This window comes from Geothrix sp. SG200 (assembly GCF_022808935.1).
Classification (GTDB): Bacteria; Acidobacteriota; Holophagae; order Holophagales; family Holophagaceae; genus Geothrix; species Geothrix alkalitolerans.
On sequence record NZ_JAKZFR010000001.1, the window covers coordinates 1,089,241 to 1,104,828 of the forward strand.

General features: G+C 68.4%; 13 protein-coding genes. 8 read left to right on the forward strand and 5 right to left on the reverse strand.

Annotated features, from left to right (window positions below; all coding sequences use genetic code 11):
- Positions 1-9: 9 nt before the first annotated feature.
- The 3 genes from ML539_RS04845 to ML539_RS04855 all read right to left on the reverse strand — a co-directional run bounded on the left by ML539_RS04845 (position 10) and on the right by ML539_RS04855 (position 4,181).
- Positions 10-1,278: a chloride channel protein gene (locus ML539_RS04845; RefSeq protein ID WP_243321173.1), complete on the reverse strand. Its 1,269-nt coding sequence runs from the start codon at positions 1,276-1,278 to the stop codon at positions 10-12.
- 56 nt (positions 1,279-1,334) lie between these two features.
- The gene (locus ML539_RS04850) at positions 1,335-2,735 is read right to left on the reverse strand and encodes an aldehyde dehydrogenase family protein (RefSeq protein ID WP_243321175.1); all 1,401 of its coding nucleotides are present in this window, start codon (positions 2,733-2,735) and stop codon (positions 1,335-1,337) included.
- A gap of 75 nt (positions 2,736-2,810) precedes the next feature.
- Positions 2,811-4,181, reverse strand: coding sequence for a tryptophanase (locus ML539_RS04855; protein WP_243321177.1), 1,371 nt, complete (start codon positions 4,179-4,181; stop codon positions 2,811-2,813).
- Positions 4,182-4,289: 108 nt separating this feature from the next.
- Between ML539_RS04855 and ML539_RS04860 the strand changes: the two genes are divergently transcribed.
- The 5 genes from ML539_RS04860 to ML539_RS04880 all read left to right on the forward strand — a co-directional run bounded on the left by ML539_RS04860 (position 4,290) and on the right by ML539_RS04880 (position 9,819).
- Positions 4,290-5,084 (forward strand): type III pantothenate kinase, encoded by a 795-nt coding sequence (locus ML539_RS04860; protein WP_243286156.1) that lies wholly within the window; start codon positions 4,290-4,292, stop codon positions 5,082-5,084.
- A gap of 1 nt (position 5,085) precedes the next feature.
- Positions 5,086-5,757 (forward strand): hypothetical protein, encoded by a 672-nt coding sequence (locus tag ML539_RS04865; RefSeq protein WP_243321180.1) that lies wholly within the window; start codon positions 5,086-5,088, stop codon positions 5,755-5,757.
- Positions 5,758-5,898: 141 nt separating this feature from the next.
- Positions 5,899-8,187 (forward strand): nitric-oxide reductase large subunit, encoded by a 2,289-nt coding sequence (locus ML539_RS04870; RefSeq protein ID WP_243321182.1) that lies wholly within the window; start codon positions 5,899-5,901, stop codon positions 8,185-8,187.
- A gap of 24 nt (positions 8,188-8,211) precedes the next feature.
- Positions 8,212-8,520, forward strand: a complete 309-nt coding sequence (locus tag ML539_RS04875) for a hypothetical protein (protein WP_243286159.1) — start codon at positions 8,212-8,214, stop codon at positions 8,518-8,520.
- 6 nt (positions 8,521-8,526) lie between these two features.
- Positions 8,527-9,819, forward strand: coding sequence for an NAD(P)/FAD-dependent oxidoreductase (locus tag ML539_RS04880; RefSeq protein WP_243321185.1), 1,293 nt, complete (start codon positions 8,527-8,529; stop codon positions 9,817-9,819).
- Here ML539_RS04880 and ML539_RS04885 read toward each other — a convergent pair.
- Positions 9,788-10,987 carry a LeuA family protein gene (locus tag ML539_RS04885; protein WP_243321187.1) on the reverse strand — a complete coding sequence of 400 codons (1,200 nt, stop codon included), beginning with the start codon at positions 10,985-10,987 and terminating at the stop codon, positions 9,788-9,790. The genes ML539_RS04880 and ML539_RS04885 overlap by 32 nt on opposite strands.
- Positions 10,988-10,994: 7 nt before the next feature.
- Positions 10,995-12,491, reverse strand: coding sequence for a Ppx/GppA phosphatase family protein (locus tag ML539_RS04890; protein WP_243321189.1), 1,497 nt, complete (start codon positions 12,489-12,491; stop codon positions 10,995-10,997).
- Between the two features lie 131 nt (positions 12,492-12,622).
- On the opposite strand from ML539_RS04890, the gene ML539_RS04895 reads away from it, so the two are divergent.
- From ML539_RS04895 to ML539_RS04905, 3 genes are all read left to right on the forward strand, one after another.
- Complete coding sequence (locus ML539_RS04895) at positions 12,623-13,786, forward strand: hypothetical protein (RefSeq protein WP_243321191.1); 1,164 nt, start codon at positions 12,623-12,625, stop codon at positions 13,784-13,786.
- Between the two features lie 83 nt (positions 13,787-13,869).
- Positions 13,870-14,256, forward strand: a complete 387-nt coding sequence (locus tag ML539_RS04900; RefSeq protein ID WP_243321193.1) for a BlaI/MecI/CopY family transcriptional regulator — start codon at positions 13,870-13,872, stop codon at positions 14,254-14,256.
- Positions 14,253-15,569: a M56 family metallopeptidase gene (locus tag ML539_RS04905; RefSeq protein WP_243321195.1), complete on the forward strand. Its 1,317-nt coding sequence runs from the start codon at positions 14,253-14,255 to the stop codon at positions 15,567-15,569. The genes ML539_RS04900 and ML539_RS04905 overlap by 4 nt, the downstream gene beginning before the upstream one ends.
- Positions 15,570-15,588 lie beyond the last annotated feature (19 nt).

The window sequence follows — 15,588 nt, forward strand, 5'->3', positions numbered from 1 at the left end:
GTGACGACTTCAGTCCCATTCACGGGCCACCAGGAAGGCCACGGCGGTGGCCACGAGGGCAGGCACCACCAGGGCGGCCTGGGCCGTGGTCTCCGCCAGGAACACGACTGGGACCAGCATCGTCTCGTTGAAGGCCCCTGCGAAGGCCGTGGCTCCGAGCATCGTGAGCAGCCCGGGATAGCCCGGCAGGAACCAGGCGTCGAAGGCAGAGCCGAGACAGGCACCCATGGCCACGGCCGGCAGCCAGGTGCCCCCGATGCCGCCTGACCCGAGGGTCAGGGCGGTGGCCAGGATCTTCACGCCCAGGAAGATGAGGGCCATGCGCAGGTCGGGCGGAGTCGCCAGGAGGTGGTTCACAAGTTCCACGCCCCCGCCCCGCGCCACGGGAATGCCGGGCAGCAGGAGGTGCCCCGGCAGCATGAGCACCACCAGTCCCACCCCACCCGCCAGTCCCCGCAGGGGAAGGGGGATCCAGGCGAGCCGCCTGCGGAAGGTGGCCTGGGCGGCGCTGAAGAAACTGGAGCCCAGGCCGCAGGCCAATCCAAGCGGAAGGGCCATCCAGATCTCGTGCCAGGCCAGGGTGTAGGGCCGGGTGAGGGTGAGCAGGGGCTGGTGCCCCATCATCGCGGCGAAGACCAGGTAGCCGGCGGCGGAGGCCACCAGGGTGGGCACCAGGTTGAGCGAACGGAGGGTGCCATCATGCTCGGCCGCGAACAGGGCCGCGCTCAGCGGCGCCCGGAAGACTGAGGCCAGGGCTCCCGCCGCGCCACAGGCCACCATGGTGTGCGCGTCCATCAGGAGCCTGCGGAAGAACTGGAGCCGGCGGGACAGGGATCGGACCAGCCGGTGGCACTGGAGCCCGATGGCGGCGCCGAACCACTTTCCCGGCCCTTCCAGGCCCGCGCTTCCCCCGAGGAAGATGGTGGCGAAGCAGGCCAGCACCTTGATGAACGAGGTCCGGAAAGGGAAGGCCCGGTAGGGGTCCTTGTGGGAGATCTCGATGTCTTCGGCCAAGGTCACCTCGCCGACCCCGCCCAGGGCCAGGATCGTGGTGGCGAGGGGCAGGCCGATCAAGGGAAGCAGGAGAACGAGATGGTTCCGGGTCAGGCTCTCCCTGAACCAATCGAAGAGGGCGAGGTAGGCGGCCGCGGCCAGGCCCATCACCCACCCGGTGAAGGCGCCCAGGGGGAGCATGAGGAAGACGATCCGGCGCCCGTGCGCCAGGACCCTGAGGTTCCTGCGCTTGGCCCGCGACTGGAGGAGGTGGCTTAGTTGCATGAAACGTCTCAAGAGGCCCTCGAGGGCCTCGCGGAAAGAATGGCGCCCGAGTCAGGTCAGAAGTGCTTCAGCGTCAAGTCGATCATACGCCGTACGAAACCGGTGTAGGGCGGGTACATGAGCTGGATGGCCGAGAGGCGGGTGGGCTGGCGCAGGATGCCCCGGGCGTTGGAGAAGGCCTCGAAGCCGTGGCGGCCGTGGGCCTTGCCGGAGCCCGAGGTGTTCACGCCGCCCGTGGGGAGGCCCGTGTGGACGAAGTGCAGCACCGCGTCGTTGATGCAACCGCCCCCGGCCGTGGTGCGGGCCACGAGGGCCCTGGCTGTCCGGCCACTGCCGCTGAACACATAGAGGGCCAGGGGCTTGGGCCGGGCGTTCACGAAGGCCACGGCCTCATCCATGTCCTCCACCTTCAGCACGGGCAGCAGGGGCCCGAAGATCTCCTCGTGCATGACGGGCGCGGTGGGGGGAACGTCCGTGAGCACCGTCGGGCCGATGTAGCGCGTGGCGGCGTCCGTCTCCCCGCCGAAGGCGACCTGGGCCTCGGACCCGCTCAGAAGGGCATGAATCCTCATGAAATGCCGGTCGTTGATGATCCGGGCCAGATCCGGGCTGGCCCTGCGGGCTTCGGGGGTGGCGCCGTAGAAGGCCTCGAAGGCGCCCTTCAGCTCGTTCACGAAGGCGTCATGCACCCGTGCGTGGACCAGCACGTAGTCCGGCGCCACGCAGGTCTGGCCCGCATTGAGTCCCTTGCCCCAGGCGACCTTGCGGGCGGCTTCGCGCAGGTTGGCGTCCGCGTCCACCAGCACGGGGGACTTGCCGCCCAGTTCCAGGGTCACGGAGGCCAGGTGCTCGGCAGCCGCCTTCATGACCGATTTCCCAACGGCCGGGCTGCCTGTGAAGAAGATGTGGTCGAAGGGCAGGGCCAGCAGGGCCTGGGCCGCCTCGGCCTCGCCCTCCACCAGGGCCACTTCCTCCTCCGGGAAGAGACCAGCCAGCAGCTTCCGGAGGAAGGCATTGGTGTGAGGGGTGAATTCCGAAGGCTTGAGCACGGCGCAGTTGCCCGCCGCGAGGGCGGATACCAGGGGACCGAGCGTCAGGTAGATGGGGTAGTTCCAGGGGCTGATGATGAGGACCACGCCCCGTGGCTCGTGGACGATGGTGCCCACACTGCCGAGGAGGCCGATGGGGGTGGGCACCCGGTGGGGCTTCATCCAGCGCGGCAGATGGCGCAGAGCATCCCGAATCTCGGAGATGACGGGGTAGAGCTCCGTGAGGTCCACCTCCTCCGGCGCTTTTCGGAAGTCCGCCGCCAGGGCCGCCTGGGCCTCGGCCCGGTGGGCCATGAGGGCATCCAGCAAGGCCTTGAGCTTCCCCTTCCGCTGGTCGGCGGACGTGGCCGCCACCCGCCAGCGGGCGGCTCGCTGACGGGTGAAGAGGGCTTCCACCTCAGAGGTCACGGGCGCTCCAGAATGGGTGAGTTCCGCCCATGCTAGCGAAGAATCCCCGCGACTGCGCGGAAGACTCCTGGAATCCTAGGCCCAGGCCATCTCCGCCGTGAAGTGCCGCAGGTACTTGCTCTGCTTGACGATCTTCACGCCCCGGATCTCCTTGGCCTTGGCCTTGACCTCGGCGATGACCTCCGCGGCGAAGTCGAAGTGGCTCTGGGTGTACATGCGGCGCGGGAAGGCCAGGCGCACCAGCTCCATGCTGTGGTAGGTCTCGGTGCCGTCGTCGAGGTGCTTGCCGAACATGACCGAGCCGATCTCCACGCCGCGGATGCCGCCTTCCAGGTAGAGGGCATTGCAGAGGGCCCAGGCCGGGTAGTGCTGCACGGGCATGTCCGGCAGCACGGTCTTCGCGTCGATGTAGACGGCATGGCCGCCCGTGGGCTTCACGAAGCCCACGCCGGCCGCCTCCAGCTTCTCGCCCAGGTATTCCGCCGTGCGCAGGCGGTAGCGCAGGTAGGACTCCTCCATGCCTTCCTCCAGGCCCACGGCCAGGGCCTCCAGGTCGCGGCCGGCCAGGCCGCCGTAGGTGGGGAAGCCCTCCGTGAGGATGAGCATGTTCCGCACGGGATCCAGCCACTCGTCGCTGCGCAGCATGATGAAGCCGCCGATGTTCACCATGCCGTCCTTCTTGGCGCTCATGGTGCAGCCGTCGGCGTAGCTGAACATCTCCTGGCAGATGGCCTTGATGGGGGTGTCCTGGTAGCCGTCCTCGCGGAGCTTGATGAACATGGCGTTCTCGGCGAACCGGCAGACGTCCATGATGAGGGGCTTGCCGTACTTCTTCAGGAGGGCGGCGTAGGCCCGCAGGTTCGCCATGGACACCGGCTGGCCGCCGCCGGTGTTGTTGGTGACGGTGATCATGCCGAAGGGGATGCGGTGGCCGTCCTTCTTCAGCGCCTCCTCCACGCGCTCCAGGTCGATGTTGCCCTTGAAGGGGTGGATGCGGCTCGGCTGGAGGCCCTCGGGGATCACCAGATCCACCGCCTCGACGCCGTTGTACTCGAGGTTGGCCCGGGTGGTGTCGAAGTGGCAGTTGTTGGGCACCAGGTCGCCCTTCTTGCACACGGCCGTGAAGAGCACCTTCTCGGCGGCACGTCCCTGATGGGTGGGGACGAAGTGGGTCATGCCCGTGATGTCCTGGAGGACGGCCTCGAGCCGGAAGAAGCTGCGGGCCCCGGCGTAGCTCTCATCGCCCACCATGATGGCCCCCCACTGGGCGGAACTCATGGCGCCGGTCCCGGAATCCGTCAGCCAATCCAGCAGCACGTCCTCGGCCCGCAGCTTGAACACGTTCAGCTTGGCGGCCTCCAGGAGCTCCAGCCGTTCCCGGGGGGTCGTCATGCGGATGGGCTCCACGGACTTGATGCGGAAGGGTTCGATCAGGGTGCGGGGCATGGCGGCTCCAGGCGGAACCACCAGGGTAATGGAGGGGCCGGGAATCGGCATCACAAGGGGGTGGCGGGCGCGCCCTCGTCAGGCGATCCTAAATGGCTCGGAGCGCGCATGAGTCTTCTGTTGGCCGTTGATGTGGGCAACACCAACGTGGTGTTGGGGATCTACGATCTGTCAAAGGGACCTGACTCTCCGCTGGTCTGCTCCTGGCGTTTGGCCACCAGCCGCGAGCGCACCGTGGACGAGTACGGCGTCTCAGCCCTGGCCCTCATGCGCCACCAGGGCATCGAGGCCCGCCAGATCAAGCATGTGGCCATCTCCTGCGTGGTGCCGCCCCTGCACCCCATCCTCATGAGCCTGTCCTCGGTCTACTTCGGGGTGGACGCCTTCTACGTGGAGCCGGGGGTGAAGACCGGCGTGAAGGTCCTCATCGACAACCCCGCGGAGCTGGGCGCCGACCGGCTGGTGAACGCGGTGGCGGCCATCGAGGCCTATGGGGCGCCGGTCATCGTCGTGGACTTCGGCACGGCCACCACCTTCGATGTGGTGAACGCCAAGCGGGAGTATCTGGGCGGCCTCATCTGCCCGGGCCTGAAGATCAGCGCTGACGCGCTCTTCCAGCGGGCCAGCCGCCTGCCCCGGGTGGAGGTGGCCGAGCCCGATCGGCTGGTGGGCCGCAACACCGTCCAGGCCATGCAGGCTGGCATCTTCTACGGCTACGTGGGCATGGTGGATGGCATCCTGGACCGCCTGCTGGCCGAGTGCCCGGAGGCCAAGGTGGTATCCACGGGCGGGCTGGCGAAGGTGATCGGGCCCCATACCCAGCACATCCGCCTGGAGGCGCCGGACCTCACCCTGGATGGCCTGCGCATCCTCTGGCTCCGCAACCAGGGCAGCCGGAAGTAGCGTGGACCTGCCCCTGATCCGCCTGGCCTCGGTGGATTCCACCCAGGCCTTTTTGCGGCGGCACCCGCAGCTGAGATTTTGCGCGGTGCTGGCGGACCTTCAGACCGAAGGCCGGGGTCGCCAGGGCAACCGCTGGGAAAGCCCCGCGGGAGCCGGGCTCTGGCTGTCGGTCGCACTGCCCGCCTCCGCGGGGGTGGCGCCGGGCCTGGTGCTCCAGCGTGCGATGGCCGCTGCTGCGCAGGTGCTGGATCCCGAGGGCAGTCTCCTGGGCCTGAAGTGGCCCAACGATCTCGTGGCCTGGAAAGCGGGTCGTCTGGTGAAGGTGGGTGGCATCCTTGGCGAGCAGATCGGCGGCCGGCTGATCCTGGGCCTGGGCGTGAATCTGACCGCTGCTCCCGAGATCCCCGGTCGGGCCTTCCCCCCCGCCTGCCTGCGCGACCTGGGCCTGGAGCTTCCGCCCATCCATGAATTGGCAGTTAATATCGCCAAATCATGGACGGATTTAGCGCAGGACTCTCAACCACCTTTCCGCTGGCCCGAAGCCGGCCTCCCCATCCGTTGGGAGGACGGGCAGGGCACGTGCCTGGGCTGGGAGTCGGACGGCCGTCTGAAGGTGGCTACGGCCGAGGGCATCCGGCGCCTCAGCGCGGGTGAGGTCACGGGGCTGGGGTAGGGCGGTCCATCGGGTGAAAAAGCCTGGAACGAAGGCAGGCGCCTGGTTTCAAACCCACGTATCCGAATTCCTCTTGAGCATTGTGTCGTTCAAGCGCACTGTTTGATGGGTTTTTCCGAATCCACCAAGGAGATGCGCGCCATGAGCGGTTCCCATCAGGATTCCACACCCCTCTCCCCCCGCTGGCGCCAGGCCGTCATCCTCGTGATGATCTTCGGCTTCAGCCTGCTGATCTGGGTCACGGCCAAGACCTACGCCGGCGCGCCCCCGATTCCAGCGCGCGTCGTGGACGGAGCGGGCCATGTCCTCTTCACGGGCGAGGACATCAAGGACGGTCAGGAGGTCTTCCTGAAATACGGTCTCATGGAGCACGGCACCCTCTGGGGCCATGGCGCCTACCTGGGCCCCGACTACACCGCCGAATACCTGCACCGCCAGGCCGAGATCGGTCGGGACGTCCTGGCCCAGGCCCGGTATGGCAAGGCCTTCAAGGACCTCGATGCGGCCCAGGCCCTGGAGGTCGGAGGCCTGCTGGCCTCCCAGACCAAGCAGAACCGCTACGACCCGGGCAGCGACACCCTCCGGTTCACCGAGGCCGAGACCACGGCATATCGGACCCAGACGGCCGAATGGAAGGCCTACTTCTCCGGTGACAAGCCTGCGGTGGGCCTGCCCGCGAAGTTCATCGAGGACGAGGGGGAGCTGCGGAACCTGACGGCCTACTTCGCCTGGGCCACCTGGGCCACGGTAGCGCCGCGTCCCGGCAAGGACTACTCCTACACCAACAACTGGCCCTACGAGCCGCTGGTGGGCAACACGCCCACGGCCTCGACCTACCTGTGGAGCGCCATGAGCCTTATCGCGCTGCTGGGCGGCCTGGGCCTCATTCTCTTCATCTTCGGGAAGTTCGACTACCTGGGCTGGGGCGGCGAGGCGGGCTGGAAGCACGCGGAGGAGGGCCGGCTCCATGCCTGGACCCTCACCCCCAGCCAGAAGGCTGTGGGCCTCTTCTTCGCCGTGGTGGCCCTGCTGTTCCTCGGCCAGGCGGCCCTGGGCGGAGCTCTGGCGCACTACCGCGTCGAGCCGGGGGGCTTCTATGGCTTCGACCTGGCCCGCGTCCTGCCCTACAACCTGGCGCGGACCTGGCACCTGCAGCTGGCCATCTTCTGGATCGCCACGGCCTGGGTGGGCGGCGGCCTCTTCCTGGCGCCGCTCGTGGGAGGGGGCGAGCCCAAAGGCCAGAAGGCCGGTGCCCTCCTGCTCCTCGGGGCCCTCGCCATCGTGGTCTTTGGCAGCCTGTTCGGCGAGTTCGCGGGGATCAACGGCTACCTGGGCAGCCTGTGGTTCTGGCTCGGCCATCAGGGAAGCGAATACCTCGACCTGGGCCGCTTCTGGCAGCTGCTGCTGGCTGTGGGGCTCATCTTCTGGCTCTTCCTCATGTTCCGGGCGCTGCGCCCGGCCATGAAGGGCGGCGAGCAGGGGGAACTGCCCACCCTCTTCCTCTACGCGGCCATCGCCATCCCGCTCTTCTACGTGCCGGCTCTGTTTTACGGGCCCCGCACCAACTTCGCTGTCATCGACAACTGGCGCTTCTGGATCATCCACCTGTGGGTGGAGGGCTTCTTCGAGCTCTTCGCCACGGTGCTGGTGGCGGTGATGTTCTACCAGCTGGGCCTCGTCACGGCGAAGTCCGCCACGCGGCTGGTGTACCTCGACGCCATCCTCTACCTGGCCGGCGGCATCATGGGCATCGGCCATCACTGGTACTTCACGGGGCAGGGGACCCTGAACATGGGCCTGGCCGCCAGCTTCTCCGCCCTGGAAGTGGTGCCACTCACGCTGCTGACGCTGGACGCCTGGGACTTCATCCGCCTGCAGGACAAGAACTGCGAGGACTGCGGCAAGCCCCTGGCGGCGCGGCAGCGCTGGGCGATCAAGTTCCTCATCGCCGTGGGCGTGTGGAACTTCGTGGGGGCGGGCGTCTTCGGCTTCCTCATCAACCTGCCCATCGTGTCCTACTTCGAGATCGGCACCACCCTCACGGCCAACCACGGACACGCGGCCATGTTCGGGGTCTTCGGGACGCTGGCCCTGGCCGTGCTGGCCTTCTGCCTGCGGGAACTCAAAGGCGACCGGGCCTGGGAGCGAGTAGAGCCGGCCATCCGCTTCGGCTTCTGGGGCCTCAACGTCGGGCTGGGCCTGATGCTGCTCCTGGACCTGTTCCCCGGCGGCGTCATCCAGCTCTGGGACGTGCTGTCCCATGGCTACTGGCACGCCCGCCGCGTGGAGTACCTCATGGGCGGCGCTTTCCACACCCTGGAGTGGATCCGCATCTTGGCCGATACGATCTTCCTGCTCGCGGGCGCGTTGCCCATCGCCTACGCCACCCTGCGGCTGGTGTTCTCTCCCGAACCGAAAGATGCGGCCTGAATCGGCCGCGGCGAAAGGATCTCCATGCCCATCACGAACCTCCAGGAAGCGCTGCCCATGCCCGAATCGCAGCGGGCCACCCTTCCGCTCATCGACGTGGAGCACGGCGTCAAAGTGGTGCTCGTGGCCCTGCCCGGAGGGGTGAAGATCGCCCCGCACAAGGCCCCCTACGTCGCCACCGCCCAGCTCCTGACCGGGCGGATCGAGGTGCTCAAGGGCGAGACCTGGATTCCCATGGCGCCTGGCGACCGGGTGGTCTTCGACAAGGACCAGCCCCACGCCCTCACGGGGATCGAGTCCTCCTACGTCCTCGTGACGCACATGCGGGACTGAAGGCCGGTGGCGGATCAGGGGGTCGACCGGCCCACGATCCTCATCGTCGGCGGCGGGTTCGGGGGGCTGCGGGCCGCCCGGGCCCTCGCCGGCGCGGCGGTTCGCATCGTGCTGGTGGACCGCCAGAACCACCACCTTTTCCAGCCTCTCCTCTACCAGGTGGCCTCGGCCACCCTCTCGCCGGCGGACATCGCCGCCCCCATCCGCCACATCCTCCGCGAACAGGGCAACGCGGAGGTGGTGCTCGGGGAGGTCGTTTCTGTGGACCTGGACACCCGGCGGGTCCTCCTGGCGGACGGGAGGGGCCTGTCCTATGACTTCCTCATCCTCGCGGCAGGATCCCGCAGTTCGTATTTCGGACGGGATGCCTGGGCGGGCCTGGCCCCGGGTCTCAAGACCCTGGAGGATGCCCTGGAGATCCGCCGGCGCTTCCTGCTCAGCTTCGAGCAGGCGGAGCAGGAGGAGGACCCGGAGCTCCGCCGCGAGTGGCTGACCTTCGTCGTCGTCGGGGGCGGCCCCACGGGCGTGGAGCTGGCCGGCACGCTGAAGGAAATGGCCCGGCTGACCCTGCCGCGGGAATTCCGGCGCATCCGCACGGATCGCGCCCGGGTCATCCTGGTGGAGGCGGGGCCGGCCATCCTGGCCAATCTGGGTTCCGGGCTGTCCGAGAAGGCCGTGGAGAGCCTGGAGCGCATCGGCGTGGAGGTGCGCCTGGGCCAGCCCATCACGGGCATCGATGAGCGGGCTGTCCAGCTGGGCGGGGAGCGCATCCCCACGCGGACCGTACTGTGGGCCGCGGGCGTGTCGGCGGTGCCCCTGGGCGCGGGCCTCGGTGTTCCCGTGGATCGCCTCGGGCGGGTGATCGTGGAGCCGGACTTGAGCCTTCCGGGCCATCCCGAGGTCTTCGCGGTGGGCGACCTGGCGGCCTTCACCCACGGCACCGGGGGCCCGCTGCCCGGCGTGGCGCCCGTGGCCATCCAGCAAGGGGAATGGGCCGCAGCCAACCTGCTGGCCACCCTGGCGGGCCAGCCCCGGCGGCCCTTCCGCTACCGGGACAAGGGCAGCATGGCGACCCTGGGCCGCGGCCGCGCCGTCGCCCGTGTGGGCGGCCTGAGCTTCACGGGCTATCCGGCGTGGCTGGCCTGGCTCTTCATCCACCTCATGCTGCTCGTGGATTTCCGCAGCCGCGTGTTCGTCTTCTTCGAGTGGCTGTGGGCCTACCTGACCACCCAGCCCCGAGCCCGGCTCATCGTCGGAAGGAGGGCTCCTACAGCACCGCCCGGATCTCCCCTTCGCTGAGGATCCGCGGGCTGTTCTTGGCGGCCTGGAGGATGCGCTCCACCCGGTCGGGGCTGGGGTCGTAGCCGTTGAGCTCCAGCCAGTAGACCACGTTGCTGTGCCCGGCCATGGGGCCGATCTCGATCTCCTGGCGGCGACCCACCAGGGCGGCGGGGACGCCGGAATAGACCGTGTCCGCCAGCTCCACGTCGCCCCGGTGGAGGGCCTTCACGATGGCCGCCGCGTGCACGCCCGTGCCCGTGCGGAAGGCATCGCGGCCCAGCACGGGATAGTTGGCCGGGATCTCGACGTCGCACAACTCCGCCACGCGTTCCGCCAGGGCCGGCAGGTCCGAGAGGTCCCCCTTGGGGAAGCCCATGAGGTGGAGGTTGATCATGAGCTGGTCCAGGGCCACGTTGCCGCAGCGTTCGCCGATGCCCAGGATCGTGCCGTGCAGGCGGTCCGAACCGGCCTCGAAAGCGGCGATGGCGTTGGCGACGCCCAGGCCCCGGTCGTTATGGCCATGCCAGTCGATGCGCACAGAGCGGTCCTTGACGACTTCGTCCTTGATGAAGCGCACCAGGCGCCGGGCGCCATCGGGCGTGGCATGGCCGCAGGTGTCCGACAGGCAGATGGACTGGGCGCCTTCTTCCAGAGCGGCCCCGTAGATGGCCTTCAGGACGTCCGGCCGGGCCCGGGTGCTGTCCTCCGTCACCATCATCAGGGGGACCTCATGGCGGCGGCAGAAGGCGGCGGCTTTCCGTGCCATGTCCACGAGGAAGGCCAGGTCCCAGCCTTCCACGTCCATGCGGATGGGGCTGGAGCCCAGGAAGGCACCGGCCTCCAGCGCGGTGCCCACGCGCTGCTGGATCTCGGCCACCTGGGCCAGGTCCGCTTCCATGGTCCGCACCGCCACCTGCGGGCGGAGGGGCAGGCGGTGGTCGCGGATCTCCACCATGAGCGCCCGCACCGCCGCCAGGGCCTTGGGGCCGGCACCGGGCATGCCCAGGTCCACCGCGTCCACGCCCAGGCGCGCCAGGCGATGGATGAGGTCACGCTTGGCGGCGATGTCGGGATCCCGCACCGAGGGGCTCTGGAGCCCGTCGCGCAGGGTCTCGTCCAGCAGGACCGGAACGCGGCCTCCCGCCAGCGGTCCGTTCCAGTCGTTGATCAGCTCGTCGAGGGTCATGGAGGAATCAGCCTACGGTGACTTCGATCCTGCGGTCCAGCAAGGTGGCCAGGAGAGCGGATTTCTCCCGGAAGGCCTCCATCTCGGGATCCGCGTCACCGATGGCGTCCAACCGCACCTTCAGCGACTCGTCGTCGATGACCACGGAAAGATCCCGCACTGCCTGCCGGCGGCGGCGGTCAAGGGCGTCGGCCCCTCGTAGGAGGGCCGCCAGCTTGCGCACGACCTGGCGGCGCCAGGGCGGCAGGGCGCGGAAGGCCTCGTGCTTGGCATGGTGGGGCGGCTTGCCCCGGTGGAAGCGCACCACCTGGGCCATGAGGTCGATCTCTTCGGGCCAGAAGCCGGGAAGGGTGGCGTTCCGCACCAGGTATTCGCCGTGCTTGTGGTGGTTCTTCTCGGAGAGGGAGAAGCCGATGTCGTGGAGGCGCGCCGCGAAGGCGAGCCACTGGCGTTCGGTGTCGCCCAGCTCGAATTGCGGTTGGAGTGCCAGGAAGAGCTGGTCCGCCAGCCGGGCCACCTGGCGGCTGTGGCCGGGATCGGGGTCCAGCCGCGCCGCCAGCTGTTCGATGGAAGCCCGGCGGCGGTCCGACAGGGGAGGGATGGCCGCGCCGCCATGCTGGAGGGCCTCCCAGATCATGCCTTCCCGCAGGCCCACCGCGAGGTGGCGCAGGGGCGGCGTGCCCAGCCACTCCATCAGGGACAGGGCCCAGATGGCGCCCACGTGCAGCACCTCGGCCCGCTTGGGATCCACGCCCAGGCGGTCGATGCGCTGCTGCGCGTCCGCCCGCCAGAGCTTCAGGGCGTAGGCGCGGAGCTGCTCCGCCGTGAAGCCCAGGCCGTCGTCCGAGCCCCGGGCGAGGTCCTCCAGCGTGCCGGAGGTGCCGAGAAGGAGCGTGGGCTCGGGCAGCTCGGTGGGCAGGTCCTTGCGGGCCTTCTTCAGGATGCGGCGGATCATCTTCCGGAGTTGCTTGAGGTCGTGGGCGGACGGAGGGTCCGAGGTCCGGGCGGCATCCGCCAGCCGCTGGAGTCCCCAGGGCAGGGAGATGCTGGCCGCCACGCGCCCCGCCTGCACCCAGGTCAGCTCCGTGCTGCCTCCGCCGATGTCCACCAGGGCCACGGGCTCCAGGGGGAAGGGGATGGCATGGGAGACCGCCTGGTGGATGAGCCGGGCCTCCTCCTCGCCGGAGATCACCTGGATGGAGATGCCCAGCTTCTCCGCCTCCATGAGGAAGGCCTGGGCGTTCTTCGCGTCCCGCAGGGCCGCCGTGCCGCAAGCCATGACGGTCTCGCACTCGAAGCCGCGGATGATCCTGGCCATCTGGGCCAGGGCGTCGAGGCCCGCCTGGAAGGCCTCGGCCCCGATCTCGCCGGAGGTCGCTTCGCCCCGGGCCAGCCGAACCATGGCCTTCTCCCGGGCCAGGATCTGCTGCCCGCCCATGGGGTCCGCCTCCACCACCACCAGATGGATGGAGTTCGACCCAACGTCCACGGCCGCGATCCGCATGGAACGATTGTGGTCTGTGCCGCCATCACGACCAAAAGATTCTTGGGGATGGGACGCATCTTCAGTTTAATTGCGGCCTGCACCGCCGTGATCTAATGAAGATCCATTCATCCCCAAACCAGGAGCCTCAAATGTTCCACCGTTGGTACCTCGGATTGACCCTAGGCGCGGCTCTGGTCGCAGGTCAGCCTGTCCCGGCCAGGACGCAGGCCTGGGTGCTGGCTCTCGACGAGCGTGGGGGCGTGGTTGCCGATCTCAAGGCCGAGGATTTCAAGGTGCGGGTGGATGGCAAGGCCAGGCCCATCGTTCAGCTGAAAACACCGGCCCAGACAGCGGAGGCTCCCCAGTCCTGGATCCTCGTGTTCGAGCCCATCCGGGATACGGGGCACCGGACCACGGCCTTCCTGGCTGCGGCGGATTTCCTGACGAAGGTCCCGCTCGGTGACCGCGTCCTGATCGTAGCCCGGGGCAAGGACTCGCTGGAATCCCTCATGCCGGGCTTCTCGGTCAACCGGGCCCGCTGGGCCGAGGCGATGGCCAAGGTCCCGGACCTCCTGCCTGAAAATCTGATCGGTACCCCGAAGGAAACCCTGCAGGGGGCGGGGTTCAATACGGACTTCGCGGACGTGTCGGATGGTGATGCCGGCCAGGATGCCCTGAACGCGGTGCTGGCCCGGTTCCGGAGCGGAGCGCCGGGATGGGCCCGCGGAACGACGGACCAGCGTGGGGTCAACGTCCTCGATCGGCTCAACCTCAATAATCCATCCTTCGTGACCGGCATGCTGGCGACCATCGGAAGGGAATCCAAGGCCCTCGAGTCGATCCTCGACCTTGTGGCGGCGGTGCCGGGCCAAAAGCATCTCGTCGTATTCTCGCGCTGCGAGATGGATGATATGACCCACCCCATGGTGAAGCGGGCCATGACCCAGTCCTTCCGACGCGAACGGGGAGACGCAGGCGGGCCCGCGGAATCCGCGACCCTCGCCACGAGGGACATGACACTCCTGCAGGCGTCGCTGAAGGCCAAGGCAGCGGCCACTGGGGTGACGGTCTATTCCGTCGCGGGCGCGGGCCAGAATGTCATGGGGCATGTGGGGTCCGTCGCACCGGCCACGGGGGGCTATGCCTTCCCCCTGGGCAACGGGGTGGAAGCCCGCTTCGGGCAGGGCATTCAGATGTTCGGATCCAGATACCTGCTGCAGTGGAATGAGGACTCGGTTCCGGGGAAGGCATTGCCCCTCGACATCGAAACCACCCGGAAAGGCGTGAAGCTCCTGGTGCCGACTCTCCGGTAGAAGCTTCCCAAAATCGTACGAATCGATTCGTTGACATCTTACGAATCGGTTCGTATGTTATCTCCAGATCTCCTGGAGGCCCTATGTCCACCACGCCCATCCGCCCTTCCGATGGCGAGCTCGCCATCCTCAGGGTCCTGTGGTCGCGGGGAACCTCGACGGTTCGGGACGTGCACACCGAGCTTTCGAAGGACCGGGACATGGGCTACACCACCGTGCTGAAGCTCATGCAGATCATGGTGGAGAAGGGCCTGGTGGCCCGGGACGAACGCGCGCGTTCCCACACCTACCAGGCTCTCCAGGGGGAAGCTGAAACCCAGCGCTGCCTGTTGAAGGAACTTCTGCAGAAGGCCTTCGCGGGCAGCCGCCGGGAACTCGTCCTCCAGGCCCTCGAAGCCGAGCCCGCCTCGGCCGAGGAGCTGGAGGACATCCGCAACCTGCTGAACGAAGCCAAGGGAAGGGCCCGGTGAGCGACTGGGCCTCCCTCTCTCTGCTTCGGAGCACCGGCTGGGCTCTGCTCCACAGCCTATGGCAGGACGCGCTGCTGGCCCTGCTGGCGGCGCTGGCGCTCCGGCTGGCGCGGCGCCGTTCCGCTGAACTCCGGTACGCCATCGCGTTCGTCACCCTCGGCCTGCTGGTCCTCGCCTTCGCGGGAACCCTGGTGTGGATCTCGGCCGGTGGCGACCCTCTGTCCACCGCCGATCCTGTCTTGATCGCCCCCATGGGCGGGGGAGGCGGCCTCGGAGGATGGATGGCCCGGCTGCATGCCGCGCTCGCTCCCTGGATCCCCTGGCTGTTCCTGGCATGGGTCCTGGGATTCAGCCTCCGGCTCGTGCGGATGGGGCATGCCATGGCTTGGCTCTACGGGCCCTGCCTTAGCAGCCTCCAGCCGCCGCCCGCCGGATGGCCGAGGCGATTCGAGGCTCTGAGGGTCAGCGCGCGCGTGCGGGTCCCAGTCCGCCTCGGGTTGTCCGACCGGGTGGATTCGCTCGTGGTGCTGGGCTGGCTGAAACCCGTGGTGCTGGTCCCCGCCGCGGCCTTCCTGTCCCTCCCTCCAGAGGCGCTGGATGCCTTGCTGGCCCACGAACTGGCCCACGTCCGCCGCGGGGACTTTCTCGCGAACCTGGCCCAGACCCTCGCGGAGGCTGTGCTGTTCTACCACCCCGCCGTCTGGTGGCTCTCCCGGCGCATTCGCCAGGAGCGCGAGCACTGTTGCGATGATGCGGCCGTGCGCGCCTGCGGCGACCCGATCCTCTACGCCTCCGCCCTCGTCGGGCTGGAGGAACTCCGATCCCGATCGAACCTGATTCCCGATCTGGCCCCCGCGGCCAGTGGAGGTCATCTCATGCTCCGAATCCAGCGTCTGCTGCGCCCCCATCCCACCCATCCCGCGGCCTCACCCATGGCCGCGCTCATCCCCGCCCTCCTGCTGGCGGCGGTCCTCGGCCTCACCACGCTGTCCGCCACCAACGCCCCGAAGTCCGCACCCGCGGCCTCGGATCCCGTGGAGATGGACTGGAAGAAGATCAAGGTCAAGCATCAGCCCGATGCGCCTGCCTATCCGCCCGAAGCCAAGGCCCAGCGCATTCAGGGCACCGTCGTGGTGGTCGTCACCATCGATGCCCAGGGGAAGGTGCAGGACGCCAAAGCCATCTCGGGGCCGCCCGAGCTGCATGCCTGCGCCGTGGGCTATGCCAGGACCTGGGAATTCGAACCCGCCAGGGTGAAGGGCAAGCCCGTCGCTGCCCGCTTCAAGCTCACCATGCCATTCCGTCTGAGGTGAGGTTTTTCGCCAGGACGCA

Bases quoted from the DNA above. Each gene is read 5' to 3' on its own strand.
- ML539_RS04870 (WP_243321182.1), top strand. From the start codon at position 5,899: ATGAGCGGTTCCCATCAGGATTCCACACCCCTCTCCCCCCGCTGGCGC.
- ML539_RS04875 (WP_243286159.1), top strand. From the start codon at position 8,212: ATGCCCATCACGAACCTCCAGGAAGCGCTGCCCATGCCCGAATCGCAG.
- ML539_RS04895 (WP_243321191.1), top strand. From the start codon at position 12,623: ATGTTCCACCGTTGGTACCTCGGATTGACCCTAGGCGCGGCTCTGGTC.
- ML539_RS04860 (WP_243286156.1), top strand. From the start codon at position 4,290: ATGAGTCTTCTGTTGGCCGTTGATGTGGGCAACACCAACGTGGTGTTG.
- ML539_RS04845 (WP_243321173.1), bottom strand. From the start codon at position 1,278: ATGCAACTAAGCCACCTCCTCCAGTCGCGGGCCAAGCGCAGGAACCTC.
- ML539_RS04885 (WP_243321187.1), bottom strand. From the start codon at position 10,987: ATGACCCTCGACGAGCTGATCAACGACTGGAACGGACCGCTGGCGGGA.
- ML539_RS04855 (WP_243321177.1), bottom strand. From the start codon at position 4,181: ATGCCCCGCACCCTGATCGAACCCTTCCGCATCAAGTCCGTGGAGCCC.
- ML539_RS04890 (WP_243321189.1), bottom strand. From the start codon at position 12,491: ATGCGGATCGCGGCCGTGGACGTTGGGTCGAACTCCATCCATCTGGTG.
- ML539_RS04900 (WP_243321193.1), top strand. From the start codon at position 13,870: ATGTCCACCACGCCCATCCGCCCTTCCGATGGCGAGCTCGCCATCCTC.